Raw genomic sequence first — 26,999 nt, 5'->3', positions numbered from 1 at the left:
GGGCAGCGGCGTTACCCGGCCTCTGCACCGACCGCGCGCAAGGGCATCCCGACACCGAGTTTTTCGCGGCGATAGACGCGCGGCGCCTGACCAAACCGCTCGCGGAAGCTGCGCGCGAAATGAGGGGCGCTGTTGAAACCCCAGCCAAAAGCGATGTCGGTGATGGTGAGATGCGCGGAGGCGGGATCGGCCATCTGCCGCGCGCATTCCTCCAGGCGCCGACGCAGCACATAGGCCGAGGCCGTCTCGTCGCCGGATGCGAAGATCATGCGCAGATAGCGTGAGGAAAGCTTGAGCCGGGTGGCGATGAGGCCCGGGCTGAGATCGGGATCGCGCAGATTCTCTTCAATGAACAGGCGCACCCGCGCATGCCGGCCGGTGAGCACGGCCGAGGCGGTGATCAGCCCGTCGAAGCTGATCGCAAAGGCCGTCGCGATCGCATCGAGCAGGTTGCGCGCGACTCGATTGTGCACAGCCTCGGGCAGGCCGCTCGCGAGTTGTTCGCATACGCCGAGGCAAAGCTGGGCCGCGCTCTCCGACAGACCCTCGTCCGCGCGCAGATGCCGCCCGCAAAATTGCTCGGGCGAAGGCAGATGCTCGCGGATCGTGCCGGCACCCGCGCGGATCATGAGCAGGTCCGCCGGTCCGTCGCTGGCATACACGTAAGGGACCGCATTGTTGCATAAAGTGAAATCGCCCGGCGCAAGCACGCTGTCCTGTCCGTAATGCGAGAAGCTGGCCGTGCCGCTCACCTGCAGCAGGAAGGCATAGGTCGGCTCGGCCACATAGCCGATCTGCTCGGCGGTGCGCTGGATGGTGCCGGCGGCGAGATCGAGGCGGATCATCGCAACCGATCCCAGTTGCGCGATGGTGATGGCCGGGCAATGTTCGGCGTCGCCCAGCGACGTGGCAGCCCTGTCCACATGCTCGGAATAAAGGTCGGTCCACATGCGGCTGCGCGACGCCTTGGGCGTCGGCGGGACGCGATGCACTTCGACCATTGTCCTGTTCTGCCCTTGCTCGCTCATCTCCACCGCCGGATGGACCGGTTGGTCCCCGGCGCAGGCGCATAAGTCTTATCAGCAACCGGTCGATTGTGAACCGCCGATCATCATGTCATCCCGGAAGAGCGGGTGGGGAAGAGGGACGTCTTCCGGGATGACAGGGGCAAGGCGCCCGGCTCAGGGCGTCGTTGTGGGGGCAGGCGTCGCGTCGGCAGCGGGTGCGGCAGGCGCGGGCGCTGCGAGCGAGGGATCGGCCCGCGCGGCGTCCTGAATACGCTTTGCCAGAGCCGGATCGGCCTCGGATGCCTTGGCGATCGCGTTGAACTTCACCGGATCAAGGCCCTGCGCCTGGACCGCGGCGAGCATTTTTGGCTGCTTTTCCGCCGGCGTGACGGCGGCATCCTGCTGGATCTTGTTGGCTGCGATCGCGGCGCGCGCAAAGGCCTTGAGATCGGCATCCGTGAAGCTGGAGGGGGCTGTCGGAGCCGAAGCGGAGGGCGCGGGAGCGGCCGGAGCCGGCGTCGTGGTCTGGGCCTGCGCGACACCGGTGGACATCATAAGCGCGCCGGTCAGGGTGGTCAAAACTATGGCTCTCATCATCTGCCTTTCTTGCCGTTGGAGACGGTGCGGGGGTGAGAGACAAAAGCTAGGGCCTCGATTGCCGAGGGCAAATATTGGTCGACCTGCCGTTCACCGGTCGGGACGGATCGAATATTATGCTGAAAACACAAATGGTTAAATCGGCTCGCTTTACCGCTGATCGCCCACGATCCGTCGTGATCCGGTCGGGCGGCCTCAAAGCCGACTGCCGTTGCAGTCAAGTCGTCCCACCCGACCATGCAATACGGTCCGGTAGGACCGGGCGATGATCCGGCATGAAGAGGGGCGATGGAAAGCTTCAGCACTGAGACGCTGGTTCGCGGCGGGCGAACACGGGCCTGGAACGAAATCTACTCGTCTCGGCTCTCGACGATCGATTTCATTCCGCAAAGCGGGAATTTCTCGGCCGGACTGAAGCTCGGCGGGCTGGGTCGGCTCGGCCTCGCCCGCCTGATGACCGGCCCCTGCACGATCCGCCGGACCGTCGACCATATCGACGATGGCGCCAGCGCGCGGCTCTATTCCTTCCTCATCCAGCTTAACGGCGAGGGGCAATTCGCGCAGGGCAAGCATGACGCCGTCCTGCATCGCGGCGACGTCACCCTGTGCGACAATGGCGTTCCCCACTGCTACCGCCTGGGCGGCGAGGATGCCGAGATGCTGCTGGTGCGCGTCCCGCATGAGCTGATCCGGGACTATCTGCCCTATCCGGAGCGACTGAGCGGGCGCCGTCTGCCAGCGCAGAACGGACTCGCCGTCATTGCCGCCGGCATGGCTTGCAGCTTGTGGCGGCAGATCGAGCGTGGACTCGATCCGGCTCATGAGGACAGCATCGCGCATCAGCTCCTCGATCTGTTCGCGACGTCCTACAGCATGGCCTACGGACCCGAGATGAGCGGTCCCTTCCCGGACGCGAAGCTTCATGCGCGGGCCGCCGGCTTCATCGAGGAGCATATTCGCGATGCGACATTGACGGTTCGTGGCGTGGCAGCGGCTGTCGGCCTGCCGGTCAGTGAACTCCTCGCGATGTTCGTGCAGCGCGGCGACAGCTTCGGCGGATATGTCTCGCGCCGCCGGCTCGATCAGGCCGCCCGGCAGTTGCGCAATCCCCGCTGGCGGGGTTCCACTGTCTCCGGGATCGCTTATGGTGTGGGCTATACCAGCGTGCCGCTGTTCACCCGGGCGTTCCACGCTCGGTTCGGAGTCAGTCCGGGGGACTATCGGCGCAGCCAGTTGCACTGACGGTTGTGGCCGAATTGCCGCATATCCTATAGGAAAATATCCGAGCCGGACGGTTCAAGCTCGACGGCGACAGACGAAAGTATAACGATACGTCGTTCCGTCAGATGATACCGATAAGGGCTGCCGGTGAGTGAGCGGGGAGAGGTGCGCGCTGCGGCTTATGCCGGACGCGGACAAAGAGCAGTTGAAAGCTTCAGCACCGAGGCGCTTGTCATCGGTGGGCGGACGCGCGCCTGGAACGATATCTATTCCTCACAGCTTGCCACCGCCGACTTCATTCCGCGGCATGTTGACTTCTCGGCCGGGCTCAAGCTCGGCGGCCTGGGTCAGATCGGTCTGGCGCGGCTGATGACCGGTCCCTGCACGATCCGCCGGACCGTCGACCATATCGAGGATCGCGGTGGCGAGCGGATCTATTCCTTCTTCATCCAGCTCAATGGCGAGGCGCGCTTCACGCAGGGCGCGCATGAGATTGTCCTGCGCCGGGGCGACGTCACGTTGTGCGACAACGGTGTGCCGCACTGCAACAGCCTCGGCGAGAATGCCGAGCTGCTGCTGGTGCGCGTGCCGGATGGGCTCATCCACGACTATGTGTCTCGTCCCGAACTTGTGCGCGGCCGCCCCCTGTCCGCGCGTGACGGCCTCGCCTTCATCGCGACCGGCATGGCCTGCAGCTTGTGGCGGCAGGTCGAGCGCGGCCTCGATCCGGCTCATGCCGACAGCATCGCGCATCAGCTGCTCGACCTGTTCGCCACCTCCTATAGCATGGCCTACGGGTCGGAGCTGAGCGGACCCTATCCGGACGCCCGGCTTCATGCCCGTGCGGTCGGCTTCATCGAGGAGCATATCCGCGATGCGAGCCTGAACGCGCGCGTGACGGCCGCCGCGATCGGCGTGCGGGCCGGCGAGCTGCTCGCCATGTTCCTGCGCCGGGGCGACAGCTATGGCGGCTATGTCTCGCGCCGCCGTCTCGATCAGGCCGCGCGCCAGCTGCGCAATCCCCGCTGGCGCGGCTGCACCGTGTCCGAGATCGCCTTCAGTGTCGGCTACAACAGCGTGCCGCTCTTCACGCGCAGCTTCCATCGCCGGTTCGGCGCCAGCCCCGGAGACTATCGGCGGGCCGAGCTGAACTGAGGTTGCCGGGCGCGGTCAGGACGCCTTGGCCGAGATCGCGCTGAGTTCCTCGAGATCCAGATCGCGCTCCAACTCCTGCAGGGTGCGCTCGTCGATGTCGCCGGCGCGGTGGAGGCGCAGCAGCTCCGCGCGGCCGGCGGCGATCGCCTCCAGCACCAGATCGAAATGAGCCTGGATGCGATCGGCATATTGATCCTCCTGCCCGGCATAGTCGGCGGAGATCTCGGCCTTGGCGCGGTAGCGCTTGAGAAGCTGCGGGTGAACGAGCTCGCCCGCCTCATTATAGGCGCGCCGTTCGACGATCTCGACCTGCGCCTGCGCCATCACCGCTTCGGCCTGCGACATGCTGACGCGCGGACCGACCCCGTCCGGCTCGCGCAGCTCCGCCCAGCGAATCACCGCGCCCAGGGACATGCCCTGGATGATCACGGTGGCGAGGATGACGGCGAACGCGCAGACCAGCATGAAGTCGCGCCCCGGCATGTCGGCCGGCACGGAGAGCGCCACGGCCAGCGTCACAACGCCGCGCATCCCGGTCCAGCTCAGCACGGCCGCCCCGCGCGCGCCGACCGGCTTGTAGCGCTTCCAGCCGAGCGCGCGCAGCAGCACAATGACCGCTTCCGAGCCATAGACCCAGGCGAAACGCGCCAGGGTCAAGGCGAGCAGGATGAGGAGGATCGGCCCCGCCATTTCTTGCAGCACGATCTCGAACCCGCCGACACGCTCGACGACGCCGCGCAGTGACGAGCCGATCAGCATGAACACCGAACCTTCGAGCAGGAAGATGAGCACCGTCCAGAAGGAGGTACCGCGCATGCGCACGGCCGCGCTGAACACGACATGCTGATACCAGCCGCAGACCAGCCCGGTGACGACGGCGGCGATGACGCCCGAGACATGGATCTGCTCGCCCAGCAGATAGGATATCCAGGGGACGATGACCGCCGCGGCGATCATGAGATACTCGTCCCCGAGCCGGCGCACGAGAAAGACCCAGACCGCGCCGATCGCCGCGCCGACCAGCGCGCCGCCGATCGCCAGGAAGAGGAAGCTGCCGAGCGCGTCCACCGCGCTGAACGAGCCGGTGACGGCCGCCGCGACGGCGAAGCGGAACAGCACGAGGCCGGTGGCGTCGTTGAGCAGGCTTTCGCCCTCGAGCAGGATGGACAGGCGCGCGGGCAGGGGGACGTTGGCCAGAGCGGCGCGGGCGGAGACGGCGTCCGGCGGCGACACGATCGCCCCCAGAGCGGCGCAGGCCGCCCAGGGGAGATCCGGCAGCAAGGCATGGGTGACCGCTGCCACCACGACGGTCGTGAAGATGACCGCGCCCACCGCGAGCGACAGGATGCCGATCATGTGCCGCTTCAGATGCCCCAGCGCGATGAACCAGGCGCCATCCATGAGCAAGGGCGGCAGGAAGATGACCAACACCAACGCCGGATCAAGCGAGATGACCGGCAGGCCGGGCAGGAAGGCGAGCAGCCCGCCACCGATCAGCAGCGCCGCAGCGGGTGGCACGCCGAGCTTCGTCGCGACATATTGGAGGGCGATGATCGCCAGCAGCATGGCGATCACCAGCTCGAACAATTGCATCGGCTCCATCAGCTATCCCCCGTCTTCGCCGAGCTGAAGCCTAACGCGCAGACGGGCGACGTCCAGCCCGAAGGCTGGCCGCGCGACGTCGAAACGGAGGGAAATGGTGCTGCCGGTGAGGATTGAACTCACGACCTCAGCCTTACCAAGGATGCGCTCTACCACTGAGCTACGGCAGCACTGGCCGGCTCGCGAGAAGGCACCCGCGACGGCAAGGCCGCGCCTATGGGCTTGCGGGGCGGGATTTGTCAAGGCGACTTGCGGGCTCAAAGCGGGATTCGTAGGACAGCGCGATGAGCAACGGCAAATCCGAGCGCGAGCAGCGACTGGCGCAAGCCCTGCGCGCCAATCTGCATCGGCGCAAGGGCCAGGCGCGCGAATGGGGGCAGGATGACGCGGAGACCGCATCGCCGCCGCCAGAGAATCGCGAACCGAATGGAAGGCCGGACTGAGGTTTCCCAGTATATTCTCTTCTCCCCAATTTCGGCTGAACTTCCGCGCTCGTTCAAAAGGCCAAGCCGGCCGTCCGTCCTGCCAGCAGCGCTGCTTCATAGTCGCGGGACCAGCCGGATTTACGCGCGATCCTACCTCGCCTCGACCGTTCACTTCCACTCATACTTGACTCTGTTCGTTCGATCGAACAGTTAGCTGGAATGGCGACTCAGGATCTCTCGCAGCGGATCATCGAGGCGGCGCTTGATCAGTTCGGGCGGCTGGGATTCGATGCGGCCAGTACGCGGGACATCGCCAGGGCCAGCGGCACCGCCATGTCGTCCATCACTTATCATTTCGGCGGCAAACAGGGGCTTTACCTCGCCTGCGCGGATCATATCGCGGTGGCGATCGGAAAGGTCCACGCACCGCTAATGGACGCGATCAAGGCCAATCCGCCCCACACGGTCGAGGCGGCGCGAGCGGGCGCGCTGGCGCTGCTCGAGAATTTCGCGCGCTTCATGCTGGCGCCCGACTCCGAGACCTATTGCCAGTTCATCGTGCGCGAGCAGCAGCACCCCACCGAAGCCTTCGAGCGCCTCTACGCGCATATGATGCAGCCGGTGCTGGAGACAGCGACGGTACTGCTCGGCATTGCGCGCCCCGCATTGGCCGAGCCGGTTCGTCGTGCCCTCGTCACCAATCTTCTCGGTATGGCGATCGTGCTGCGCGTGGGGCGCGCCTGCGTCGCCCGCGTCATGCAGGTCGACGACATCGATGCCGAGACCGCCGAACTGCTCATCACCACCCTGCGCGGATCCGCTCAGACATTGCTCACAGAGGATTGATCCCATGTCTCCCAAGCGCCTGATCCCGATCCTCATTGTCGCCGCCCTGATCGTCGCGGCGATCCTGACGCGCGGTTTCGGCCTGCTGCCCAAGGCCGACGGTCCGCTGAGCCTGTACGGCAATGTCGACATTCGCGAGGTCGATCTCGGCTTCCGGGTCGGCGGGCGCATCGCCGAGATCCCGGTCGAGGAAGGCGCGCGCGTGAAGAAAGGGGACCTCCTTGCCCAGCTCGACAAGAGTTCGATCGACAGCAGCGTCGCGCAGGCCGAGGCGCAGGTGGGCCAGGCGCAGGCCGAGCTGTTGAAGCTGGAGCATGGCAGCCGAGCGCAGGACGTCGCACAGGCACAGGCGCGCCTCGCCGCCGCGCAGGCAGCGGCGAATGACGCGGCCCGCGATTATGACCGTCGCAAGGATCTCGTCGGTCCCGGTGCGATCAGCCGTGGGATCTGGGATACGACGGTGGCGGCCCGGGATCGTGCGCAGGCGCAGCTCGCCGAGGCGAAGGCGGCTTACTCGCTCGTCAAGACCGGCCCCCGCGCGGAAGACATCGAGGCGGCCCGCGCCGCGCTCAAGGCGGCACAGGCCGCTCGGGGCAGGATCGGCACGGACCTGGGCGATACGCGCCTGCTCGCGAGCCTCGACGGCACGGTGGTGACACGGGCGCGCGAGCCCGGCGCGATCGTGGCCCCCGGCGAGACGGTCTTCACCCTCGCCATCGACAGGCCGCTGCGCGTGCGCGCCTATGTTGCCGAGAGTGACTTGAGTCGAATCGCGCCGGGGATGAAGGTGACAGTGAGCGCGGACGGCAATCCCAAGCAATATCAGGGCACGATCGGCTACATCTCGCCGCGCGCCGAGTTCACGCCCAAGTCGGTCGAGACGCGTGATCTGCGCACCGATCTGGTCTATCGCCTACGCATCAACGTTGATGATCCGGACGGCGCGCTGCGCCAGGGCCAGCCGGTGACGGTCGGCGTGCCGGACGCCAGGCCGGCGGCGAAGTAAGGACGATGTCGGCGCCGGCTTTGATCTCAGGCGCTGCCGTGTCCCTGCCAAGGCAGGAGCCCGGGGCGCAGCCGACGGCCCTCGCCGCCCTGGGCTCCTGCCTTCGCAGGAGCACCGGTTCGCGCGTGACCGGGCTGATCGCTCGTGGCTGAGCCCATCCCCGCCAATATCGTTGCGCAAGCACGCGGCATCGTCAAAAGCTTCGGCGGCGAGAAGCCGGCGCTCGGCGGGGTCGATCTTGCCGTCACGCCGGGCAAGGTCACGGGACTGGTCGGGCCGGACGGCGCCGGGAAGACCACGCTGATCCGCATCCTCGCCGGCCTGATGACGCCGGACGCGGGCGAGGTCTCGATCCTGGGCGGATCGCCGGCCCAGCGGCTCGATTCGATCGGCTACATGCCGCAGCGCTTCGGGCTCTACGAGGATCTCACGGTCCGCCAGAATCTGCTACTCTATGCCGAGCTGCGCGGCCTGCCCAGGGATGCGCAGGAAGCGGTGTTCAAGCGCCTGCTCGATTTCACCGACCTTGCCCGCTTCCAGTCCCGCCCGGCCGGCAAGCTCTCCGGCGGCATGAAGCAGAAGCTCGGCCTCGCCTGCGCCCTTGTCTCGACGCCGCCCTTGCTGCTGCTCGACGAGCCGGGCGTCGGCGTCGATCCGATCAGCCGGCGCGAGCTCTGGGCGATGGTCGCCGAGCTCACCAAGGAAGGTATCGGCGTGCTCTGGTCGACCGCCTATCTCGACGAGGCGGAGCTGTGCGACAGCGTCTATCTGCTGAGCGAAGGCGAATTGCTCTTCTCCGGGCCGCCTGCCGATCTGACCGGCGCGATCGCCGACCGGGTGATCAGCGTCACCGGCTTTGCCGATCGCCGCCGCCTGGCACTGACCAAGGCACTGGACCGCGATGACGTCATCGACGGCACCCTGCAGGGCCGCGCGATCCGCCTGTTGATCGGCGAGGGTCATCCGGTGCCGGACGCCGCCGCGCTCGATCTCGGCCCGGACACGAAGGTCGCGCCGACGCCCGCGCGATTCGAGGACGGCTTCATCGAGAAGCTTGGCGGCGGCCCGGAGGGGACGAGCAAGCTTGCCGCCGCTTATCGCGAGATTCCGCCGAGCGATGCCCCGGCGATCGAGGCGAAGGGCCTGACCCGGGTGTTCGGCGCCTTTACGGCGGCCAAGGACGTCAGCTTCACCGTGCCGCGCGGTCAGGCGTTCGGCCTGCTCGGCCCCAATGGCGCGGGCAAGTCGACCACGTTCAAGATGCTCTGCGGCCTCCTGACCCCGACCAGCGGCACCGGCTCGGTCGCGGGCTTCGATCTGCGCCGCTCGGCCGCGCAGGCGCGCAGCTCGCTCGGCTATATGGCGCAGAAATTCTCGCTCTATGGCGATCTCTCGGTCGGGCAGAATCTCGATTTCTTCGCCGGCGCCTATGATCTCTCCGGCGGCGATGCGCGCGAGGCGATCGAGCGGGTGACGCAGATCTTCGAGCTGGAGCAGCATTACAAGCGCAATGCTGGCACCTTGCCACTCGGCTTCAAGCAGCGGCTCGCACTGGCCTGCGCGGTGATGCACCAGCCGAGCGTGCTGTTCCTCGACGAGCCGACCTCCGGCGTCGACCCCGTCATGCGGCGCGAATTCTGGACGCACATCAACGGCCTCGTGCGGCGCGGCGTCACCGTGCTGGTGACCACGCACTTCATGGACGAAGCGGAATATTGCGATCAGGTCACCCTGATCTATCGCTCCCGGCAGATCGCCAGCGGCCCGCCCGATGCGCTCAAGGCGCAGGCCGGGGCGCTGACCGGCGCCGCCGACCCGACCATGGAAGACGCCTTCATCGCGCTCATCGACGCGTCGGATGCCAATCGGGATGAGGAGGCGGAGGCCGCATGACCGAGGAGGCCCTTCCCGTCGAGGCCGCCAAGCCGCAGGGCTCGTCCCGCCGCCGGCTGCTTGCGCTCATGATGAAGGAATATGCGCAGATCAGGCGCGATCCCTCGACCTTCCTCATCGCCTTCGTGATGCCGCTGCTGCTGCTCTTCCTGTTCGGCTACGCGGTCTCGCTCGATCCGCGCGCGACCCGAATCGGCCTCGTCGTGCAGGACGAAAGCGCGCCCGCCGCGCGGCTGGCCGAGGCGTTCGCGCGCTCACCCTATTTCAGCGTGACGACCCTGCGGTCGATTGCGCCGGCGCGCGATCTCATGGTTCAGGACAAGGTGCGCGGTCTGGTGGTCATTCCCGCCGATTTCGGCGCGAGTGTGGAAAAGGGGCGTCCCCAGCCGATCCAGATCGTCACCGACGGCACCCAGCCCAATCAGGCGACCTTCATCGCCTCTTATGCGGAAGGGGTACGCACCAACTGGATGATCAGCGAGATGGGGATGCGCGGCGCTCCGCCGCCGATCGACGTCTCCCAGCGCGTCTGGTTCAATCCGGGGTTGCAGAGCCGCTTCTTCCTCGTGCCGGGGTCGATCGCGATCGTCATGACCATGATCGGCACCTTGTTGACCGCATTGGTGGTGGCCCGCGAATGGGAGCGCGGCACGATGGAGGCGCTGCTGGCGACGCCGGTGCGGATGAGCGAGTTCATTGCCTCCAAGGTGCTGCCCTATTTCCTGCTCGGCCTCGCCTCGATGGCGCTCTGCACGGTGCTGGCGATCACCTTGTTCGGCCTCCCGTTCCGTGGCTCGGTGCTGGCGCTGCTCGCCATCGCCTCGGCCTTCCTGATGCCGGCGCTGGGCCTCGGCCTGTTCATCTCGTCGGCGACCAAGAACCAGTTCGTGGCGAGCCAGGCGGCGCTCTTCGCCTCCTTCCTGCCGACCTTCCTGCTTTCGGGCTTCATCTTCGAGATCGCGTCCATGCCCTGGCCGATCCAGGCGCTGACCTATGCCGTGCCCGCGCGCTACCTGATTCCCGCGCTGCAGACCGTGTTCATGGCCGGCGACGTCTGGCCGATCATCCTGCCCAACATCGCGATCATGCTGTGCTTCGGGATGGTTTTCTTCTTCCTCTGCTTCCGCGCGACGCGGCGGAGCCTCGACGCATGAGACTGATCACATCCCGGCTGCGCGCCATGGTCGTGAAGGAGATCCTGGCCCTGCTGCGCGACCGCAAGTCGCGCATGGTGCTGATTATGCCGCCGCTGGTGCAGCTGCTCATCTTCACCTTCGCGACCACGCTCGACGTCAAGAATGTCGACATCGGTCTGGTCGACCGCTCGGGCGGCGCCCATGCGCAGGAGCTGGTGCAGCGCATCCAGGGCAGCCCGCAGTTCCGCGACGTGATCGTCCTCCCCTCGACCCGGGCGATGGAGGAGGCGATCGACAAGCAGAAGGTCATCGCCGCGCTCGTCATCGAAAGCGACTTCGACCAGAAGATTGCGCGCGGCCAGAGCGCGACGCTCGGGCTGGTGCTCGACGGGCGACGCTCCAACGCCGCGCAGATCCTCGGCGGCTATGTCAGCCGGATCGCCAGCGAGTATGGCGCCGAGCTGAGGCCGGAAATGGCGCGGCGAGCCGGCAGCAGCGAGATCACCAACTGGTACAATCCCAGCCTCGATTTCAAATGGTTCACCTTGCCCTCGCTGGTCGCGATCATCGTCTCGGTGGCCGGGCTCGCCATCACCTCGCAATCGATCGCGCGAGAACGCGAGCTGGGCACGTTCGACCAGCTCATGGTCTCGCCGATGCGGGTGCACGAGATCTTGCTCGGCATGATGGTGCCGCCTTTGCTGGTCGGCATGTTCAACGGCGTGCTATTCCTGCTGGTCGCGAAATTCGCGTTCGGGGTGCCGTTCACCGGTTCCTTCCTGCTCTTCCTCGTCGCCATGTTCCTTTATCAGATGGCGCTGATCGGCATGGGGCTGCTGGTTTCGGCCTCGTCCATGACGCAGCAGCAGGCGTTTCTCGGCTCCTTCCTCGCGACCACGCCGCTGATCCTGCTCTCCGGCTATGCCGCGCCGATCGACAATATGCCCGACTGGCTGCAGATCGTGACCTATGCGGACCCGATCCGTTATTTCCTGATCGTCGTGCAGGGCCTGTTCCTCAAGGCCATGCCGGCGTCCGTCGTCTTCCACCAGCTCTGGCCGCTCGCGATCATCGCGGCGATCTCGCTCGCCGCGGCGGCCTGGCTGTTTCGTGCCCGAATGGAGTGAAGCCATGACCGCCCCCCGTTCTCCACACCATTTCTCCGCTCTCGCCGCCGCTCTGCTGGTCTCGGCCTGCGTGCAGGGGCCGGACTACAAGGCGCCGCGGACGCAGGTCGCCAGTGCCTGGGTGGGGCAGGCCAATGCCGGCGCCGTGGCCGAGGGAAGCTGGTGGAAGGATCTGGGCGATCCCCTGCTCGATGCGCTTGTCGACGAGATGCTCGCCGGCAATCCGAGCCTCAAGGAAGCGCAGGCGCGCCTCGCCGAGGCCCGCGCCAATCGCGACGCGGTGCGCGGCGGGCGCCTGCCGCAGGCGTCGGTCAGCGCGACCGGCAATCAGGTCGAGCTCAGCAAGAACGGCCAGATCCCGGTCGGTCAGATTCCCGGCTTCTCGCGCAACTTCGCGCTGTTCGACCTTGGCTTCGACGCGAGCTGGGAGCTCGACATCTGGGGCCGCCAGCTGCGCCAGGACCAGGCGGCCGAGGCGCGCACGCAGTCGGCGGCGCTCTCGGTCGAGGGCGCGCGGCTGCAGCTCGTCGCCGAGCTGGCCCGTGCCTATGTCGATCTGCGCCTCGCCCAGTCCGACCGCGACACAGCGGTTGCTATGCTCGATGCGCGCGGCCGGCTCGCGGCGCTCACCGACCTGCGCGCCGCGCGCGGCGAGGCCAATGTGATCGACGCCAGTCGCGCCGGCAGCGACGTCGAGGCGGCCCGGGTTGCGCTCGCCAGCGCCGAGGCGGGCGTGCGCGGTGCAGCGCTGCGCGTCGCCACCTTGGTCGGCGCGGCGCCTGCCGACATAGTGACTCGTCTCGAGGCCCCGGGCGCGATTCCCACGGCGCCCGACGCCATTGCCGCCGGCCTGCCGTCCGACTTGCTGCGCCGCCGGCCGGACATATTGGGCGCCGAGCGTGATCTCGCGGCGGCGAGCGCGGACATCGGCGTCGCCAAGGCCGATCTCTTCCCGCGCCTGTCGCTCAGCTTTGCCCTCGGGCAGCAGGCGCGCGCGATCGGCGATCTGGCCGATGGCGCCAGCACCCGCCTGCAGGCCGGTGGTGGCCTGATGTGGCCGATCTTTAACGGCGGGCGCGCCCGCGCGATAGTGCGCGCCGCCGATGCGCGCGCGCAAGGCGCGGCGGCGCGTTACGACGCGGCGGTGATCGCGGCGCTCGCCGACAGCGAAGGCGCGATCAACCGGTTCGACCGCAGCCTCGCAGCCCTCGCCGCCGCCCGCGCCGCCCTGGCGCGGGAGGATACCGCGCTCGGCCTTGCGCGCCAGCGGGTCGCCGCCGGCGAAGATGACAAGCTTGCCCTGGCCCGTGCCGATCTTGCCCACCTCGCCGCCGCCCAGCAGCTCGCCCATGCCCAGGCCGGTGCGAGCGAAGCCGCCATCGCCGTGCACAAGGCACTCGGCGGCGGCTGGTCCCCCGACTCGTTGGCGGCGGCGGAGGCGGAGCAGGGTGAGGTGGCGCCGCGCTAAGCGACCCTCGCGGGAACATTGCGTGAATGTTCAAATGTGACGCTTTGGTTGCGCTTTTCGCAGTCAGTCACAAGAGAGTCGCGCGAGGCAGGATTCACCGCGATTCGCAGCTAATGTAAGCTTTGCAACGATTGGGCGTTGGTTGTTAAATACTTGAGAAACCGAAGAATAACGCGCCAGTAAAGCTATGCGACGGGAATCCTTGGTCAAGAACTTTATTTCAGATTTTTGACATGAGCAGCCCTTGATCGGGGGGCGTGGCACTGTCAGAACTTTCCTTCCGGCAGAGCCCGACTCACGGCTTTGTCATACAGCGATCGAAAACGGACATCGGACATGGGAACGCCAGTTCCCGTGCAGGGCAACTTTGTCCGTTTCAACGGGAGATGTCGGTCGGAGGCAAAAGGAACAGACGAGGTCGTGGCAGGGAACATGGGGCAGCAATTGGGCCAGCAACGATATGACAATGCGATGGAGAGGGTAAACCCGGCCGATACGTCGAACCCGCAGCCGGGGCAGGACAAGCTGGAGCGCGACTGGGCCGAAATCCGGACGGGCTTGCGGCGCGATATTGGCGTGCGGCTGTTCGATCAGTGGATTCGGCCGCTCCGTGTCGGCACCTTCTGTGTGCTCTCGGGTACGCTCGATCTGGAAGCGCCCTCGGAATTTTCCGCCAGCTATGTGATGAGCAATTTTGCCTCACGCATCGGCCTCGCCTGGCGCGGCGTCGAAGCGGGCGTGCGCGACATTCGCGTGGTACGGGCCAGGGGCGCGGTCGAGAGCATTGCGCTGACGCCGCAAGCCGCGCCAAAGACCGCCGAGATCGAGGGGGCCGCGACACGTGCTGCCCAAGCCTCGCGCATCGGCGATCGGGGTACACGCTTCGAGCCGCGCCACGATTTCGCGAGCTTCATGACCGACGATAGCAACATGCTCGCCTGCTCGGCCGCCAAGGCCATGGCCGCTGCCGTCAAGCCGCGCTTCAATCCGCTGTTCATCCATGGGCCGACCGGCTTCGGCAAGACGCATCTGCTGCACGCCATTGCCGGCGCCTATGGCGAAGCGCTGGGCTCGGACGTGCGCGAGGGTTCCATCCTCTATATGTCTGCCGAGCGCTTCATGAACGAGTTCGTGGCGGCGATCCGCGCCAACGACACCTTCGCGTTCAAGGCGAAGTTGCGCGCCGCACGCATGCTGCTGATCGACGACATTCAGTTCATCGCCGGCAAGGGGCCGACGCAGGAGGAATTCCTCCACACGCTGAACGATCTGATCGATTCCGGTGCGCGCATCGCCATCACCGCCGATCGTCCACCCCAGCAGCTGGGCGCGGTCGATCCGCGCATCCTCTCGCGCCTCGCGGGGGGGCTGGTCGCGGACATCCAGCCCGCAAGCCTCGACCTGCGTCTGCAGATCCTGACCGCGCGCCGCGCGATGGTCGCGCCGATCAATGTGCCGGACGACGTGCTGGCGCTTCTCGCCCGCTCGATCCGCACGAGCATCCGCGAACTGGAGGGCGCCTTCAACAAGCTGGTCGCCTATGCCCAGCTCGTCGACAAGGCGATCACCGTCGATCTCGCCCAGTCGATGCTGGCCGAGGCGCTGCGCGCGAGTGTGCGCCGCATCACCATCGACGAAATCCAGAAGGTCTGCGCCGCGCATTATCGCATCGACGCCTCGGAGATGCGCTCGCATCGCCGTGCGCGGGCGGTGGCCCGCCCCCGCCAGGTCGCCATGTATCTCGCCAAGAAACTGACGCCGCGCTCGCTGCCGGAGATCGGCCGGGTGTTCGGCGGGCGTGATCACTCGACGGTGATCCATGCGGTCAAGACGATCGAGGCAATGCGGCTCGACAATCCGGAAATGGATGCGGACATTCGCGCGCTGCAGAAACAGCTGGAAGGGTAAGAGATTTCTTCCCGGGCTCCGCTCGAGGAGGAAGTCGTCCGCAGGACAATGGAGGGCCGCCGCTGTTTCAGCGGCGGTTTTTCCATGCGTAAGCACAGGCCCAGAATTCCGCCCGTCATTGGGACGATCGGCTGTCCCGCTTTCGCAGAACAGGAGAAAACCCTCGCCCGGGGGAGCGAGGGTTTTCGGATTCGGTCCGATCGAAAGTCTTGACCCCCGGCACGATGGGGACTGTTGGGTGCCGGGGGTCAAAAGATCGGCGTCGGTGGACCAGTACCTTCACCGATCTATTCAGTGGCCTGTCACTTAGCGGAGCAGGCTCAGCACGCCCTGCTGGCTCTGGTTCGCCTGAGCGAGCATCGCATTCGAAGCCTGGCTGAGGATCTGGCTCTTGGCGAGCGCCGTCGATTCCGTAGAGAAATCGGCATCCTCGATCCGCGAACGTGCGTCCGACATGTTCGTAATGGTGGTATTCAGGTTGTTGACCGTCGCTTCGAGGCGGCTCTGCTGACCACCGATGGTGGCGCGGGCCGACGAGACCTTGTCCAGCGCCGTGCCGATCAGAGCGAGCGCCGCGGTGGCGCCAGCGCCGGTGGCGTCGGCGAAGGTCGCCATCGAGTTGATGCCGAGGTTGGTCAGGTTCATCGAAGCCAGCGACAGGTCGACCGTCTCGCCCGAGTTGTTGCCAACCTGGATCTTGACCGTGACCGGCGTGGTCGCCGAGCCCGAGCCGTTCAGCAGCGTGATGCCGTTGAAGCTGGTGCGGCTGGCGATGTTCGTGATCTGCGAGGTCAGCTGCGTGACTTCCGCCTGGATCGAGGTACGGTCGGTCTGGCTGACGGTGCCCGAGGAAGCCTGGACGGCCAGTTCGCGCATGCGCTGCAGGATGTTCGAGACTTCGCCCATCGCACCTTCCGCAACCTGCGTCACGGACATGCCGTCATTGGCATTGCGAGCGGCGGCGGAGAGGCCGCGAATTTCGGAGGTCATCTTGGTCGAGATGGCGAGGCCGGCGGCGTCGTCCTTGGCGGAGTTGATGCGCTTGCCGGTGGAAAGACGCTCCATGGCCTGCGACAGGCTGATGTTCGCCGAGCTGGAAGCATTCTGCGCACGAAGAGCAGAGACGTTTGAATTGATAACAGTCATGAGAAGTTTCCTTTCCCGCTTCAAATGGGGTCGCTGCCATCCTGGCGGTTGCGGCCTCGAAGCCCAGAACGGCAGGGGGCGGCAGGACTTTATGGGGACCCGGAAATTTTTTGCCGGATCGGCAAGTCAGTCCCTTGCCGGAGGCTCTCATGCGGACCCGTGATTCGTGTGCGCCTATCCTTTGATAGTTCGCGCGCGTGCGCGAGGCGGTGGGGCGCAAGATTATTTTTTCTCGCTCCGCCGTGGCCTCCCGGCAGGAACTTGCCGCCCTCCGGCAAGGGCCCGGCACGATTAACACCTTGCTAAGCATTTTCGGCGACAAGCTGTTCATCGAAAGGGTCACGGCTCGGGGGAGCACGGACCACCAAATGGGGACTGACGCATGTTGCCTGTCGACATGAGCCAGCGCGTCCACCGGCTGTTGCCGGACCTTGGCGCCTGGCTTGACACTGCCTGCTATTCCATTCGTCCAGTGGACGCCCAGGCGCCGCGTGGCAAATCCACGCAGCGCATCCTCCTTGCCGAGGAAATCGCCCATGCGACCTGCCGCGACATCTTGATCGAATGGCGCGAGGGTGAGCCTCGGCTGATGCCGGCGGTGGACGGCTTTCCGGCCCGCATCGCCTTCGGTCCTCAGGACAAGGTGATGGCCTTCGCCCTGATTGCCGAGCTGCTGCGTCCGGTGCGCATGCCGGCGGTCGGCGACGATGCCAGCGCGACGCTGATGCGCCTCGCCGCGCGGATCGCGGCCAGCGACGCCACCGTGCTGGTCCAGGGCGAGACCGGCACTGGCAAGGAAGGCATCGCCCGCTTTCTGCATGATCATTCGCCGCGTGCCGACAGGGATTTCATCGCGGTCAATTGCGCCGCTTTGCCCGAGACGATGATGGAAGCCATGCTCTTCGGCCACAAGAAGGGCAGCTTCACGGGCGCTGGCGCTTCTTCCGACGGTCTGTTCCTCGCCGCCAATGGCGGCACTTTGTTCCTCGACGAGATTGCCGAACTGCCGCTGGCGCTGCAGGCCAAGCTGCTGCGCGCGCTGCAGGAGGGCGAAGTGCTGCCGGTCGGTGCCACGCACCCGGTGCCGGTCAATGTCCGCGTCATCGCGGCCTGCAACCGCGATCTGGCAACCGAGGCCGAGGCCGGCCGGTTCCGGGCGGATCTCTACTGGCGCCTCAACGTGATGCCGCTCCAGCTGCGCTCACTGGTCGAGCGGCCGGGCGACATCGTCGCCATCACCGCCGCGTTCCTGCTGCGCCATCAGAATCAGGGCAATGCGCCGACCGGTTTCGCCTGGCCGACCTGGGACGCGCTGAGCGGCCTCGCCGCCCATGCCTGGCCCGGCAATGCCCGCGAGCTTGGCAATGTACTCCAGCGCGCCATCGTGCTGCGCGAGGGCAGCCGCATCGAGTTGTGGGATCTCAGCATCGCTCCGGCGATCGCTCCGGTTCCGGCGCCGAACACCGTCGTTCCCGCCAGGTTGCAGGATGTCGCCCGCGCCTCCGCGGCGGACGCGATCCGCTCCGCGCTGCGCGACACGGGCGGGCATCGCGGCCGCGCCGCCGCCCTGCTCGGCATTTCCGAGCGCACCCTTCGCTATCGTCTCGCCGAAATGCGTGACCTGGCGATGGCTGGTTAAGCGAGGGAGCAAGAGAGATGGCAATTTCCGTCGATAATGTCCTGGCGCTGCGCCAGTCGATCCTCCAGCGCAATAATGCGCTCAAGGACGTGTCCAATGGCGCCGCAGGCGGCATCGGGGGCGGGGTTTCGGGCGCGCCCGATCAGGCCGGCAAGGCCGATTTCACCCAGGCGCTCAAGAGCGCGATCAACGGCGTCAACGACCTGCAGACGCAGGCCGGCGACGCCGCCGCAGCATATGAACGTGGCGACACCACCGATATCGCCGGCGTCATGCTGGCCAAGCAGCAGGCGTCGATCGGCTTCGAAACGACCCTGCAAGTCCGCAACAAACTGTTGTCCGCCTACAAGGACATCATGAGCATGCCGGTGTAATGTAAGATGAGCGACGCGAACATCACCACGACGGGCGGCGGCGCCGCTTCTGCCGGTCTTCCCGCTCTTGCCGCGCGCGGCCTTGGCGGCGGCGCCGAGGGTCTCCGACTCCGCCTGACCGGCTTCCTGGCGCAGCCCGCCGTCCAGCGCAGCCTGCCCATGGCTGGCCTCATCGGCGTTGCGGCCATGGCCGGGCTCGCCTGGCTGGCCTTGCGCGAACCGCCGCAGCGCGATCTGTTCCGCGGCCTACCCGAGGCCGATCAGTCGGCGGTGGCGGACGTCCTCACCAAGAGCAACATCGGCTACGGCTTCGACAAGACGACCGGCGCGATCACCGTCTCCGAGGACGATTATTTCAACGCCAAGATGAAGCTCGCCGGCGCCGGCCTGCCCAAGAGCGCGCCCGATGGCGACACCTTGCTCAACACCATGCCCATGGGCGCGAGCCGTGCCGTCGAGGGCGAGAAGCTGCGTACCGCGCGCGAAATGGATCTCGCCCGCACGATCGAGGCGATCGACGCCGTGCAGAAGGCGCGCGTCCACCTCGCCGTCGAGCCGCCGAGCATCTTCCTGCGCGAGCGTAACAAGCCGACCGCTTCGGTCATGCTCCAGCTCGCCGGCGGCCGCTCGCTGTCCGAGAGCCAGGTCGAGGCGATCGTCCATCTCGTCGCTTCGTCGGTGGCGGACATGTCGCCCGAATCCGTCTCGGTGGTCGATCAGAACGGCCGGCTGCTCAGCCAGAACAGCAATGGCGAGACCGATCGCCAGCTCGAGACGCAGACCCGCATCGAGGAGCGCTATCGCCAGGCGGTGACGGCGCTGCTGACGCCGATTGTCGGCGCCGGCAAATTCTCGACCGAAGTCCATGCCGAGGTGAATTTCGCGGAGCGGCAAGCGACGCGCGAAACCTACCCGCAAGATGAGGCGCGCCTGCGCACCGAGCAGGGCACCTGGAACAGCGACGCGCAGAATGGCGCCGGCGCTGCCCCCGGCGGCGTTCCCGGCGCGCTGCAGGCCAATCCGCCAGTCAATCCCGCCAATCCGGCCGGCCCGCCACCCACTGCGGCCCAGGCGGCTCAGGGCGGGGCTGCGGCGACGCCGGCAGTGCCCGGCATGCCGCCCTTCAAGACCGCCGAAACCTTCAACCGCAGCTTCGAGCTTGGTCGCGAGGTCTCGGTGACGCGCGATGCTGTCGGCACCGTCAAGCGCCTGTCGATCGCCGTCGCGCTCGACAATGGCCCGGATGGCAAGGCGCGCACGCCGCAGGAAATCGCCGCGCTCGAAGCGCTTGTGAAGGGCGCGATCGGCTTCGACCAGACGCGCGGTGACGTGGTCGCTCTGTCTGGCCGCAAGTTCGTCGACAATGCCGACGCGGTCGCCGCCACGCCCTGGTACGAGGCGAGCTGGGTGCCGCTGCTGGCCCGCAATGTCTCGGCCCTGCTGGTAACCTTGCTCCTGCTCTTCGGCATCGGCCGCCCGCTGCTCAAGCGCTGGGCCAATGCCAAGACCGCCGATCCGGCCGCCGCCATCGCTGCCGATCCAGCTGTCGCCAGGCAACTCGGCGACGAGATCCAGGCCGAGCTTGGCCGGGCCGCCGTCGCCGATCCCGACAAGAGGGTCACGCTCGACATGATCAGCTCGACGCATGATTATACCGATCGCGCCGCTCTCATCCGCAACTTCGTGAAGCAGGATCCGGACCGCGCCGCCCTGGTGGTGCGCGATCTCCTCAAGGATGGAGCCAAGGCCGATGCCTGACGCGGAAGCCAAGAAGATGTCGGGCAGCGCCGCTGCCGCCGTCCTCCTCATGCTGTTCGACGAAGATGAGGCTGCGCAGATTCTCTCGCGCCTGGAGCCCGACGAGGTCCGCCAGCTCGGCTATGCCATGTATGACGTGGCCGATGTCGAGGTCGACGAGGTCAATCTCGCGCTCGACCAGTTCGTCAACAAGGCCAAGGGCCGCACGACGATCGGCTATGGCGCCAGCAAGCATATTCGCGGCGCCATGCACAAGGCGCTGGGGCCGGATCGCGCTGACAATATGCTCGCCAAGATCACGCCCCCGACCAGCTCGACCAAGCTCTCCATGTTGAAATGGATGGAGCCGGTGGAAATCGCCGGGATCATCGAGCGGGAGCATCCGCAGATCATGGCGATCGTGCTCGCGCATCTCGATCCAGCAGCGGCCGCCTCCGTGCTGCAACTTCTCCCGGCCGACGCACAGGACGATGTCGTCTATCGCGTCGCGACGCTCGGCCCGGTGAGCGGCGAGGCGCTCGACGATCTCGAGCAGCTGATCGGCAACCGCTCCGGTGGGCCGCGTAGCGGCGGCCAGACCACCAAGCGCGGCGGCACCGTCGAGGCTGCGGCGATCATGAACAATATCCGCAAGGATCATGAGCAGCGGATCATGAAGGCGCTGACCAAGCGCGACCGGGCGGTTTCGCAATCGATCGAGGACGAGATGTTCATCTTCGAGAATCTGCTGGAGTTGGCCGACAAGGATCTCGGCACGGTCATGCGCTCGATCGACAGCGCCGTGCTGGTCGTCGCGCTCAAGGGCGCGAGCGACATGCTCAAGACCAAGATCCTCGGCTGCATGTCGCAGCGCGCCGCTCAGTCTATCGCCGACGAGATGGAGGAGCGCGGCCCGATGCGCCTTGCCGAGGTGCTCGACGCGCAGAAGCAAATCATCGCCGAGGCGCGCCGCATGGGCGACGAAGGCACGATCATGCTCGGCGGCAAGGGCGACGACTATGTCTAAGATCTGGTCAAGCGAACAGATGGGCGGGGTCGAGCCAATCACCGGTTGGGGCAATTTCGGCAGCCTCGGTAATAGCGGCCGAGCCTTCCGAACGCTCTACAGCGATGAGCAGGGCAGCCGCGCCTGGAATGTGACCCATCCGGGCCAGACGACGCATGCACCCGGCGTGCTCGAAGATGTCGACCCGGTCGAGCAGGCCGCGCAGGAGGCGTTCGTCCAGGGCTTCCAGGAGGGCGAGCGCGTGACCCGCGAGGCGCTGGAGCAGGACGATGCCGCGCGCAGGGACCTGACAACCGCGATCGAACTCATCGCCAAGGCTGGCGAAGGCACGCTCGCGACCATGATCTCGCAGGCCGTGATCCGCCTCGTCGGCCAGATCATCGGCGATGTCGCGGTTGATGAGCAGGTTCTGCAGGCGCGCTGCGCGGCAGTCGCCGCCTGCATCGACAGTGACGACGCGAAGACCGTGCTCGAGGTCAATCCCGAGGATCTCCCGCTGCTCGACATGGCGCAGACGGGCGTGGCGCTGGCCGCCAATCCCGATCTGCCGCGCGGCTCGGTGCGCCTCGCCACGGCCGATGGCTGGGTCGAGGATGGTCCGGACGTGCGCATCGCACGGCTCAAGGCGCTGATGGACGACATGGAGGGGCACATATGATGCGCGCCCACCTCGCTCAGGCGGCGAGGATCCTCGATCATATGCAGGTTCCCAATCAGGCGCCCCGCCATATCGGGCGCCTCGTCGGCCATGATGCCGGCATGCTGGAAGTGACGGGCTTTTCCCGCCCCATCGGCGCGGGCGCGCGCATCTATGCGGCGGACGGCCATCCCGTGCGCGCCGAGGTCGTCGGTTTTCGCGGCAACCGCACCGTGCTGGTGCCGCTCGATCAGGACGCCCCGCTGGAGAATGGCGCGCGCGTCGAGCCGGACAGCGCCGCGAACATGGTGCAGGTCGGTGAGGGGCTCATCGGCCGCGTCGTCGATGCGATGGGCCAGCCGCTCGACCGCAAGGGACCGATCCTCGCCAACGGGCAGTGGCCGCTGAATGGCGTGAAGGGCAATGTGCTCGATCGCGGCCGCGTGCTGGAGCGCTTCGACGTCGGCGTGCGGGCGATCAACTCGCTGCTGACCGCCGGGCGCGGCCAGCGCATCGCCATCATGGCCGGATCGGGCGTCGGCAAGTCGGTGCTGATGGGTCAGATGATCATGGGCGCGGAAGCGGACGTGGTGGTCGTCGGCCTGATCGGCGAGCGCGGCCGCGAGGTCAGCGACTTTCTGGAGACCAAGCTCAAGGGCCAGATGCACAAGAGCGTCGTGGTCGCGGTGCCGGCCGACCATCCGCCGGTACTGCGTCTGCGCGCCGCGGCCCGCGCGACCGCTATCGCCGAATATTTCCGCGCGCGCGGCAAGCAGGTGCTGCTGCTGATCGATTCCCTCACCCGCTGCGCCCACGCCCAGCGCGAGATCGGCCTGTCGCTGGGCGAGCCGCCTGCGATGAAGGGCTATCCGCCCTCGGCTCTCTCTTTCATTCCGCGCCTGTGCGAGCGCGCCGGCGTCGACAGCCGCTCGGGCGGCTCGATCACCGCGATCTACACGGTGCTGGCCGATGGCGACGACAATGACGACCCCATTGTCGACACCGCGCGCGCCATCGTCGACGGGCATATCGTGCTGTCCCGGCAATTGTCCGAGCAGAGCATCTTCCCGGCGATCGATGTCGGCAGGTCGCTCTCGCGCGTCATGGCCGACATCGTCGACGACGCGCATCTCGCGGCCGCCGCCACCTATCGCCAGCTCTGGGCGGCCTATGAGGAAAATCGCGACCTCATCCTGATGGGCGCCTATCGCCCCGGCAACGATCCGGTGATCGATGAGGCTGTGCAGCGCCGCGGCCAGCTGCTCGCCTTCCTCAAGCAGAGCAGCAAGTCGACCATCGATGCCGATGACAGCATCGCCGCGCTGATCGCGGAGTTCGGCGCGTGAGCCGGCTCATCGCCTCGCGCAAGCGGCTGCTGCGCGTGCGGCACGTCCAGCATAGCCAGGCCGTGAGCGCCGTCATGAGCGCGCGCGACGAGGCGAGCCAGATCGAGGACAATGCCCGGCGTATCGCAAAAGTGCGCGAGGAGTTGTTCGATGGCGAGGGCGTCACAAATGGCGCGCTTCTTGCTTCACGCAGGGAATTGGCCGGGCGTCTCGAGCGTGCCGGCCGGCAGCTCGACGGCGCGCTTTACGATGCGAACCGCCGGATCGACCAGCGCGATGCCGAGCGCATCGTGGCGGATCGCGATCGTGAGATTGCCGGGAGATTGAAGGACAAGGCTCATGCTGCCCGCGAGGCGCAGCGCGAGGCTCGTCTGGCGGCGCTGCCCAGCTACCGCCGGATGCAGAACAAGGGACTGGAAGAATGATCGATTTTGCAGGTCTGGTCGGCCGGGTCACCGGCAAGGGCGCCTCGGACACGGCGCAGGCCGGCGCGGGTGCAGCCTCCGGCAAGCAAGCCGGCGTCGCCGGCCGCGGTCAGTTCGCCGCCCTGGTAGACCGTGCCGCGCAGCTCGGTGGGCAGAGCAATCAGGCCGAGCCTCGCCTCGTGGTCGATAATGGATCGGATGGGATAGCAAGTGGCGGGCAGGGCGCGGCGGTGACGCCGCCCGCCGGCCTGACCGTCGTCACGCCCGATGGCGCCACCACCCCCATTCCCATCGACGGCGCCAGAAAACCGGTCGCCAAGGCGCCCCACGCGGTGCCCGTGACGCCCGATCAGCCGGGCTACCACGCCCCGATCATTCTCGTCGACGGCACCAACGCGACCGAAAAGCCCGGCAAGACTGACCCGGTCACGTCGCGCGCGGACGGTCAGGAGGGCGAGGAGGACGAGGCTGTCGCTGTCTTGGGCATCGCGCAGGGCGCGACCCAACCCGGTCCGGTCATGCCCCTTCCGGTGCAGCCCGTGACGGTGACGCCACCGAACATCCAGCCCGATGCCACGCCCACGAACGACTCGCCGAGCGGGGCGGTGGCCAAGGTCTGGACGCTGACGATGACTCCGGCCGGTCCGATCAAGGACGCGCCGCTCATCAAATATGCCGATCAGCCGGTCCCGACGATCAGCGATGGCCCGATCGCCAGCACGACGCTGCCGACCGCCGTGCCGCAGCCCGGCCTCGCCGCCACGGCGCAGCAGGCTGCTTCCGCGCAGACTGTCGCTGCGATGGCGCAGGACACGCCCGGCGCGCTGCCTCAGTCGGCGGGCGATCAGGGTCCGCTGACGCTCGATCCGCTCCCGGCGGTGACGCGCCCGGCCTCGACCCGCTCGCGTGGCGTGCCGCGCGTCGCAGCGGGCGATGTCGCAGCCGCATCGGTCGACCTCTCCTCCGGGACCGTCGCCTCGCCACCCGGTGATCGACCTGGACGCTCGACTGCGCCTGCCGCCAAGACAGTCGACGGCGCCCCGTTCGGCGCCGGCAATGCCGTCGCGGCCGATACGCCGCTCCGCGCAATCGTCGAAGGCCTGCCGCCGGTCATCCAGTCCGAGCTTTCCGCTCCCGCTGCGGCTGTCCGTGGCGTCGCCGGTCCTTCGACCGGCCAGGCACTGGGCGATCAGGTCATCGACATGGGCGTTTCCGGCCAGTGGATCGACCGCGTGGCGCGCGAGATTGCCGGCCTTGCCGATGGATCGGGCCATAGCCGCTTCACGCTCAATCCGCCTCATCTCGGCCGCCTCCAGGTCGATCTGTGGAGCGATCAGGGCACGACCAACGTCCGCCTCATGACCGAGACGGACGAGGCCGCCCAGCGCCTCGACGCGGGGCGCCAGGCGCTGCAGAACGATGCCCGCGTCGCCGCGCTCAGCCTCGGCACGATCACGGTCGAGAAGTCCTCCTCGGGCAGCTTCGATCAGGGCCGCGACCAGCAGCGCCCCGGCGGCGATCCTGCCGGCCAGATGCAACAGCAGGCCGGGCAAGGCCAGGCGCAGGGTCGCGCCGGCAATGGTGGTCAGGGAAATCAGGGACAAGCGAGCGACTGGGTCCGCCGGGTCGCTCGGGATGACAGCAATCAGCCGAGCGACGCATCCGCGCGCGCGCCCGCCCAGCGGGCCGCGGACGGACGCGTGCGCTTCGCCTAAAGGAGCAGACCGATGAGCGACGCAAAAGCAGATGCCGGCGCCAAGAAGGGCGGTGGCAAAAAGAAATTGATCATTATCGTTGGCGCGGTCGCCCTGCTGGGCGGCGGGGGCGCGGCAGCCGGTTTTTTTGCGGCCGGTGGCGCCCACAAGGAAGCCATTTCGGAAGATCCCAACAAGCCCAAGCTGGTGCTGAAGGGCGAGGATCCGGTCAAGATCGGCGAGGAAGCCGAGGCCAAGGCGAAGGAAGCCGAGGGCGAGGCACATGGCGCGTCGGAGGAGCATGGCAAGGGTGTCGATCTACCCCGGCCCAAGAATCCGTCCGCTTATCAGGCAACTTACTTCCAGATTCCTGCGCCCTTCACGTCGAACCTGATCGATAGCGACGCGTTCGCGCAAGTTTCGATCGCGGTTTCGACCTATTATGACCAACGCGTCATCCAGGCGGTGACGACTCACGAGCTGGCGATTCGTTCGGCGATCCTGCTGATGATGGCGCAGGAGCAGGAGGCCGAGCTCAGCACACCGAAAGGCAAAGAGGCTTTGCAGGCCAAATTGCTGAAGATCATTAACGATACACTGAAGGCGAACACCGGCTACGGCGGGGTTGATAACGTTTATTTTACCAATTTCGTTATTCAATAGCGCCGTGCCGGACGGGGGTCTGGCGGGGACTGAAGACGATGCAAGACGTGCAACCTTATGCCTTCGGGCGGCCCGGCAACCAGCCGGCGGCCGTGCTTGGCGGAATGGAGAAGCTGGGCGACCGGCTCGCCAAGCGCCTGCGCGCGATCATCGAGCCCTATAGCGGCGGCCGTCCGCTGGTGAGCGCACGGCCGCTCGACAATACCATGTTCATGATGTGGGATGCCTGCGTCCCCAGTTTCGTGAGCCTCTCGCTCTACCGCCTGCATCCGATCAAGGGCCCGGTGACGCTGCGGGTCGATGCCGATCTGGTGACGCAGCTGGTCGATCGCTTTTATGGCGGCCACAGTTCGCGCGGCGCCGGCGACCGCCGGGAGTTCACCCCGACCGAAACGCGCCTTGCGGTGCGCATTGCCGAGACTGTCGTGGCTGCCCTGGTCGACTGCTGGAGCGAGCTCGCGCCGGTGGAGGCCGTCCTGCTCGGCCGCGAGACCAACGTTGGCCAGGCCGAGATCATGGCCGGCGAGGCCGAGGTTGTCGTTCAGGCCTTCGAGATCGATCTGGGCGACAAGCATCACACCACCATCGAGATCGTCTATCCCAAGGATGGCCTTGCCGCTCTCGATATTGCCGGCACGGACAAGAGCGCGGCCCAGGACACGCGCCCGGCCGATCCGGTCTGGCAGGCCGGTCTTGCGAACCGTCTCGACGACGTCCGCTTCCCGGCGCGCACGGTGCTGGCGCGGCCCAATCTCAAGATTGCCGAACTGGTCGCGCTGAAGCCCGGCGACATCATCCCCATTCACATTGCACGGCACCTGCCGCTGCTGATCGGCGAGCGCGTCTTCGCGCACGGTTCGATCGGCGAACAGGATGGCTGCGCGGCCTTCATGATCGAAAAACTGGCGTAAGCAAGGACA

24 protein-coding genes and 1 tRNA gene are annotated in these 26,999 nt (G+C 66.9%); 20 read left to right on the top strand and 5 right to left on the bottom strand.

Annotation, left to right across the window (positions count from 1 at the left end; genetic code table 11):
* Positions 1-11: 11 nt before the first annotated feature.
* Both KK488_RS06060 and KK488_RS06055 read right to left on the bottom strand, forming a co-directional pair.
* A complete protein-coding gene (locus KK488_RS06060; protein ID WP_214622234.1) occupies positions 12-1,028 on the bottom strand; it encodes a helix-turn-helix domain-containing protein in 1,017 nt (338 codons plus the stop codon).
* A gap of 153 nt (positions 1,029-1,181) precedes the next feature.
* Positions 1,182-1,604 (bottom strand): DUF4168 domain-containing protein, encoded by a 423-nt coding sequence (locus KK488_RS06055; RefSeq protein ID WP_250890115.1) that lies wholly within the window; start codon positions 1,602-1,604, stop codon positions 1,182-1,184.
* A 288-nt stretch (positions 1,605-1,892) separates the two neighbouring features.
* Here KK488_RS06055 and KK488_RS06050 point away from each other — a divergent pair, with 288 nt between their 5' ends.
* Both KK488_RS06050 and KK488_RS06045 read left to right on the top strand, forming a co-directional pair.
* On the top strand, positions 1,893-2,846 hold the full coding sequence (locus KK488_RS06050) for an AraC-like ligand-binding domain-containing protein (RefSeq protein ID WP_214622233.1): 954 nt from the start codon (positions 1,893-1,895) through the stop codon (positions 2,844-2,846).
* A 126-nt stretch (positions 2,847-2,972) separates the two neighbouring features.
* Entirely contained in the window at positions 2,973-3,980 is a 1,008-nt protein-coding gene (locus tag KK488_RS06045; protein ID WP_214622232.1) for an AraC-like ligand-binding domain-containing protein, read from the top strand.
* Between the two features lie 15 nt (positions 3,981-3,995).
* On the opposite strand, the gene KK488_RS06040 is transcribed toward KK488_RS06045, so the two are convergent.
* Positions 3,996-5,582: a Na+/H+ antiporter gene (locus KK488_RS06040; RefSeq protein WP_214622231.1), complete on the bottom strand. Its 1,587-nt coding sequence runs from the start codon at positions 5,580-5,582 to the stop codon at positions 3,996-3,998.
* Between the two features lie 95 nt (positions 5,583-5,677).
* Positions 5,678-5,752, bottom strand: a tRNA-Thr gene (locus tag KK488_RS06035).
* A gap of 114 nt (positions 5,753-5,866) precedes the next feature.
* Here KK488_RS06035 and KK488_RS06030 point away from each other — a divergent pair.
* The 8 genes from KK488_RS06030 to dnaA all read left to right on the top strand — a co-directional run bounded on the left by KK488_RS06030 (position 5,867) and on the right by dnaA (position 15,391).
* Positions 5,867-6,025, top strand: coding sequence for a hypothetical protein (locus tag KK488_RS06030; RefSeq protein WP_214622230.1), 159 nt, complete (start codon positions 5,867-5,869; stop codon positions 6,023-6,025).
* Between the two features lie 201 nt (positions 6,026-6,226).
* Positions 6,227-6,853, top strand: coding sequence for a CerR family C-terminal domain-containing protein (locus KK488_RS06025; protein WP_214622229.1), 627 nt, complete (start codon positions 6,227-6,229; stop codon positions 6,851-6,853).
* 4 nt (positions 6,854-6,857) lie between these two features.
* Positions 6,858-7,859: an HlyD family secretion protein gene (locus KK488_RS06020; protein ID WP_214622228.1), complete on the top strand. Its 1,002-nt coding sequence runs from the start codon at positions 6,858-6,860 to the stop codon at positions 7,857-7,859.
* Between the two features lie 144 nt (positions 7,860-8,003).
* Positions 8,004-9,752, top strand: coding sequence for an ATP-binding cassette domain-containing protein (locus tag KK488_RS06015; protein ID WP_349356856.1), 1,749 nt, complete (start codon positions 8,004-8,006; stop codon positions 9,750-9,752).
* Positions 9,749-10,906 carry an ABC transporter permease gene (locus KK488_RS06010; RefSeq protein WP_214622227.1) on the top strand — a complete coding sequence of 386 codons (1,158 nt, stop codon included), beginning with the start codon at positions 9,749-9,751 and terminating at the stop codon, positions 10,904-10,906. Before KK488_RS06015 ends, KK488_RS06010 begins: the two co-directional genes overlap by 4 nt.
* Positions 10,903-12,015: an ABC transporter permease gene (locus KK488_RS06005; protein WP_214622226.1), complete on the top strand. Its 1,113-nt coding sequence runs from the start codon at positions 10,903-10,905 to the stop codon at positions 12,013-12,015. Before KK488_RS06010 ends, KK488_RS06005 begins: the two co-directional genes overlap by 4 nt.
* Before the next feature lie 4 nt (positions 12,016-12,019).
* Complete coding sequence (locus tag KK488_RS06000) at positions 12,020-13,483, top strand: efflux transporter outer membrane subunit (RefSeq protein WP_214622225.1); 1,464 nt, start codon at positions 12,020-12,022, stop codon at positions 13,481-13,483.
* 471 nt (positions 13,484-13,954) lie between these two features.
* Positions 13,955-15,391 carry a chromosomal replication initiator protein DnaA gene (gene dnaA / locus KK488_RS05995; RefSeq protein ID WP_250890140.1) on the top strand — a complete coding sequence of 479 codons (1,437 nt, stop codon included), beginning with the start codon at positions 13,955-13,957 and terminating at the stop codon, positions 15,389-15,391.
* Positions 15,392-15,697: 306 nt separating this feature from the next.
* Here dnaA and KK488_RS05990 read toward each other — a convergent pair whose 3' ends face one another.
* Positions 15,698-16,537 (bottom strand): flagellin N-terminal helical domain-containing protein, encoded by an 840-nt coding sequence (locus KK488_RS05990; RefSeq protein WP_214622224.1) that lies wholly within the window; start codon positions 16,535-16,537, stop codon positions 15,698-15,700.
* Between the two features lie 382 nt (positions 16,538-16,919).
* Here KK488_RS05990 and KK488_RS05985 point away from each other — a divergent pair, with 382 nt between their 5' ends.
* From KK488_RS05985 to KK488_RS05940, 10 genes are read left to right on the top strand one after another with little or no spacing between them, the layout of a single operon-like run.
* Complete coding sequence (locus tag KK488_RS05985) at positions 16,920-18,176, top strand: sigma-54 interaction domain-containing protein (protein ID WP_214622223.1); 1,257 nt, start codon at positions 16,920-16,922, stop codon at positions 18,174-18,176.
* Positions 18,177-18,193: 17 nt separating this feature from the next.
* Positions 18,194-18,550 (top strand): flagellar hook-basal body complex protein FliE, encoded by a 357-nt coding sequence (fliE, locus tag KK488_RS05980; protein WP_214622222.1) that lies wholly within the window; start codon positions 18,194-18,196, stop codon positions 18,548-18,550.
* Between the two features lie 6 nt (positions 18,551-18,556).
* A complete protein-coding gene (gene fliF / locus KK488_RS05975; protein ID WP_214622221.1) occupies positions 18,557-20,308 on the top strand; it encodes a flagellar basal-body MS-ring/collar protein FliF in 1,752 nt (583 codons plus the stop codon).
* The gene (fliG, locus tag KK488_RS05970) at positions 20,301-21,314 is read left to right on the top strand and encodes a flagellar motor switch protein FliG (RefSeq protein ID WP_214622220.1); all 1,014 of its coding nucleotides are present in this window, start codon (positions 20,301-20,303) and stop codon (positions 21,312-21,314) included. The genes fliF and fliG overlap by 8 nt, the downstream gene beginning before the upstream one ends.
* Positions 21,307-21,972 (top strand): FliH/SctL family protein, encoded by a 666-nt coding sequence (locus tag KK488_RS05965; protein ID WP_214622219.1) that lies wholly within the window; start codon positions 21,307-21,309, stop codon positions 21,970-21,972. Before fliG ends, KK488_RS05965 begins: the two co-directional genes overlap by 8 nt.
* Entirely contained in the window at positions 21,969-23,297 is a 1,329-nt protein-coding gene (locus KK488_RS05960) for a FliI/YscN family ATPase (RefSeq protein ID WP_214622218.1), read from the top strand. Before KK488_RS05965 ends, KK488_RS05960 begins: the two co-directional genes overlap by 4 nt.
* Positions 23,294-23,722, top strand: coding sequence for a hypothetical protein (locus KK488_RS05955; RefSeq protein WP_214622217.1), 429 nt, complete (start codon positions 23,294-23,296; stop codon positions 23,720-23,722). The genes KK488_RS05960 and KK488_RS05955 overlap by 4 nt, the downstream gene beginning before the upstream one ends.
* Complete coding sequence (locus tag KK488_RS05950) at positions 23,719-25,437, top strand: flagellar hook-length control protein FliK (protein WP_214622216.1); 1,719 nt, start codon at positions 23,719-23,721, stop codon at positions 25,435-25,437. Before KK488_RS05955 ends, KK488_RS05950 begins: the two co-directional genes overlap by 4 nt.
* A 12-nt stretch (positions 25,438-25,449) precedes the next feature.
* On the top strand, positions 25,450-26,079 hold the full coding sequence (locus KK488_RS05945) for a flagellar basal body-associated FliL family protein (protein ID WP_214622215.1): 630 nt from the start codon (positions 25,450-25,452) through the stop codon (positions 26,077-26,079).
* Between the two features lie 38 nt (positions 26,080-26,117).
* Entirely contained in the window at positions 26,118-26,990 is an 873-nt protein-coding gene (locus KK488_RS05940; protein WP_250890114.1) for a flagellar motor switch protein FliM, read from the top strand.
* The last annotated feature ends 9 nt before the right edge of the window (positions 26,991-26,999 follow it).

The sequence above is a fragment of the Sphingobium nicotianae genome (genome assembly GCF_018603885.1).
GTDB lineage: Bacteria > Pseudomonadota > Alphaproteobacteria > Sphingomonadales > Sphingomonadaceae > Sphingobium > Sphingobium nicotianae.
The sequence above is the reverse complement of the archived record's forward strand: the minus strand, read 5'-3'. Positions and strand labels throughout refer to the sequence as shown.

What these genes read in the sequence shown, in the direction of transcription:
- KK488_RS06050 (WP_214622233.1), top strand. Translation starts at nt 1,893, where the DNA reads ATGGAAAGCTTCAGCACTGAGACGCTGGTTCGCGGCGGGCGAACACGG.
- KK488_RS05985 (WP_214622223.1), top strand. Translation starts at nt 16,920, where the DNA reads ATGTTGCCTGTCGACATGAGCCAGCGCGTCCACCGGCTGTTGCCGGAC.
- fliF (WP_214622221.1), top strand. Translation starts at nt 18,557, where the DNA reads ATGAGCGACGCGAACATCACCACGACGGGCGGCGGCGCCGCTTCTGCC.
- KK488_RS06020 (WP_214622228.1), top strand. Translation starts at nt 6,858, where the DNA reads ATGTCTCCCAAGCGCCTGATCCCGATCCTCATTGTCGCCGCCCTGATC.
- KK488_RS05990 (WP_214622224.1), bottom strand. Translation starts at nt 16,537, where the DNA reads ATGACTGTTATCAATTCAAACGTCTCTGCTCTTCGTGCGCAGAATGCT.
- KK488_RS06040 (WP_214622231.1), bottom strand. Translation starts at nt 5,582, where the DNA reads ATGGAGCCGATGCAATTGTTCGAGCTGGTGATCGCCATGCTGCTGGCG.
- dnaA (WP_250890140.1), top strand. Translation starts at nt 13,955, where the DNA reads ATGGAGAGGGTAAACCCGGCCGATACGTCGAACCCGCAGCCGGGGCAG.
- KK488_RS06005 (WP_214622226.1), top strand. Translation starts at nt 10,903, where the DNA reads ATGAGACTGATCACATCCCGGCTGCGCGCCATGGTCGTGAAGGAGATC.
- KK488_RS06000 (WP_214622225.1), top strand. Translation starts at nt 12,020, where the DNA reads ATGACCGCCCCCCGTTCTCCACACCATTTCTCCGCTCTCGCCGCCGCT.
- KK488_RS05945 (WP_214622215.1), top strand. Translation starts at nt 25,450, where the DNA reads ATGAGCGACGCAAAAGCAGATGCCGGCGCCAAGAAGGGCGGTGGCAAA.
- KK488_RS06030 (WP_214622230.1), top strand. Translation starts at nt 5,867, where the DNA reads ATGAGCAACGGCAAATCCGAGCGCGAGCAGCGACTGGCGCAAGCCCTG.
- fliE (WP_214622222.1), top strand. Translation starts at nt 18,194, where the DNA reads ATGGCAATTTCCGTCGATAATGTCCTGGCGCTGCGCCAGTCGATCCTC.
- KK488_RS05965 (WP_214622219.1), top strand. Translation starts at nt 21,307, where the DNA reads ATGTCTAAGATCTGGTCAAGCGAACAGATGGGCGGGGTCGAGCCAATC.
- KK488_RS05950 (WP_214622216.1), top strand. Translation starts at nt 23,719, where the DNA reads ATGATCGATTTTGCAGGTCTGGTCGGCCGGGTCACCGGCAAGGGCGCC.
- KK488_RS06025 (WP_214622229.1), top strand. Translation starts at nt 6,227, where the DNA reads ATGGCGACTCAGGATCTCTCGCAGCGGATCATCGAGGCGGCGCTTGAT.
- KK488_RS06010 (WP_214622227.1), top strand. Translation starts at nt 9,749, where the DNA reads ATGACCGAGGAGGCCCTTCCCGTCGAGGCCGCCAAGCCGCAGGGCTCG.
- KK488_RS05960 (WP_214622218.1), top strand. Translation starts at nt 21,969, where the DNA reads ATGATGCGCGCCCACCTCGCTCAGGCGGCGAGGATCCTCGATCATATG.
- KK488_RS06055 (WP_250890115.1), bottom strand. Translation starts at nt 1,604, where the DNA reads ATGATGAGAGCCATAGTTTTGACCACCCTGACCGGCGCGCTTATGATG.
- fliG (WP_214622220.1), top strand. Translation starts at nt 20,301, where the DNA reads ATGCCTGACGCGGAAGCCAAGAAGATGTCGGGCAGCGCCGCTGCCGCC.
- KK488_RS06060 (WP_214622234.1), bottom strand. Translation starts at nt 1,028, where the DNA reads ATGAGCGAGCAAGGGCAGAACAGGACAATGGTCGAAGTGCATCGCGTC.
- KK488_RS05940 (WP_250890114.1), top strand. Translation starts at nt 26,118, where the DNA reads ATGCAAGACGTGCAACCTTATGCCTTCGGGCGGCCCGGCAACCAGCCG.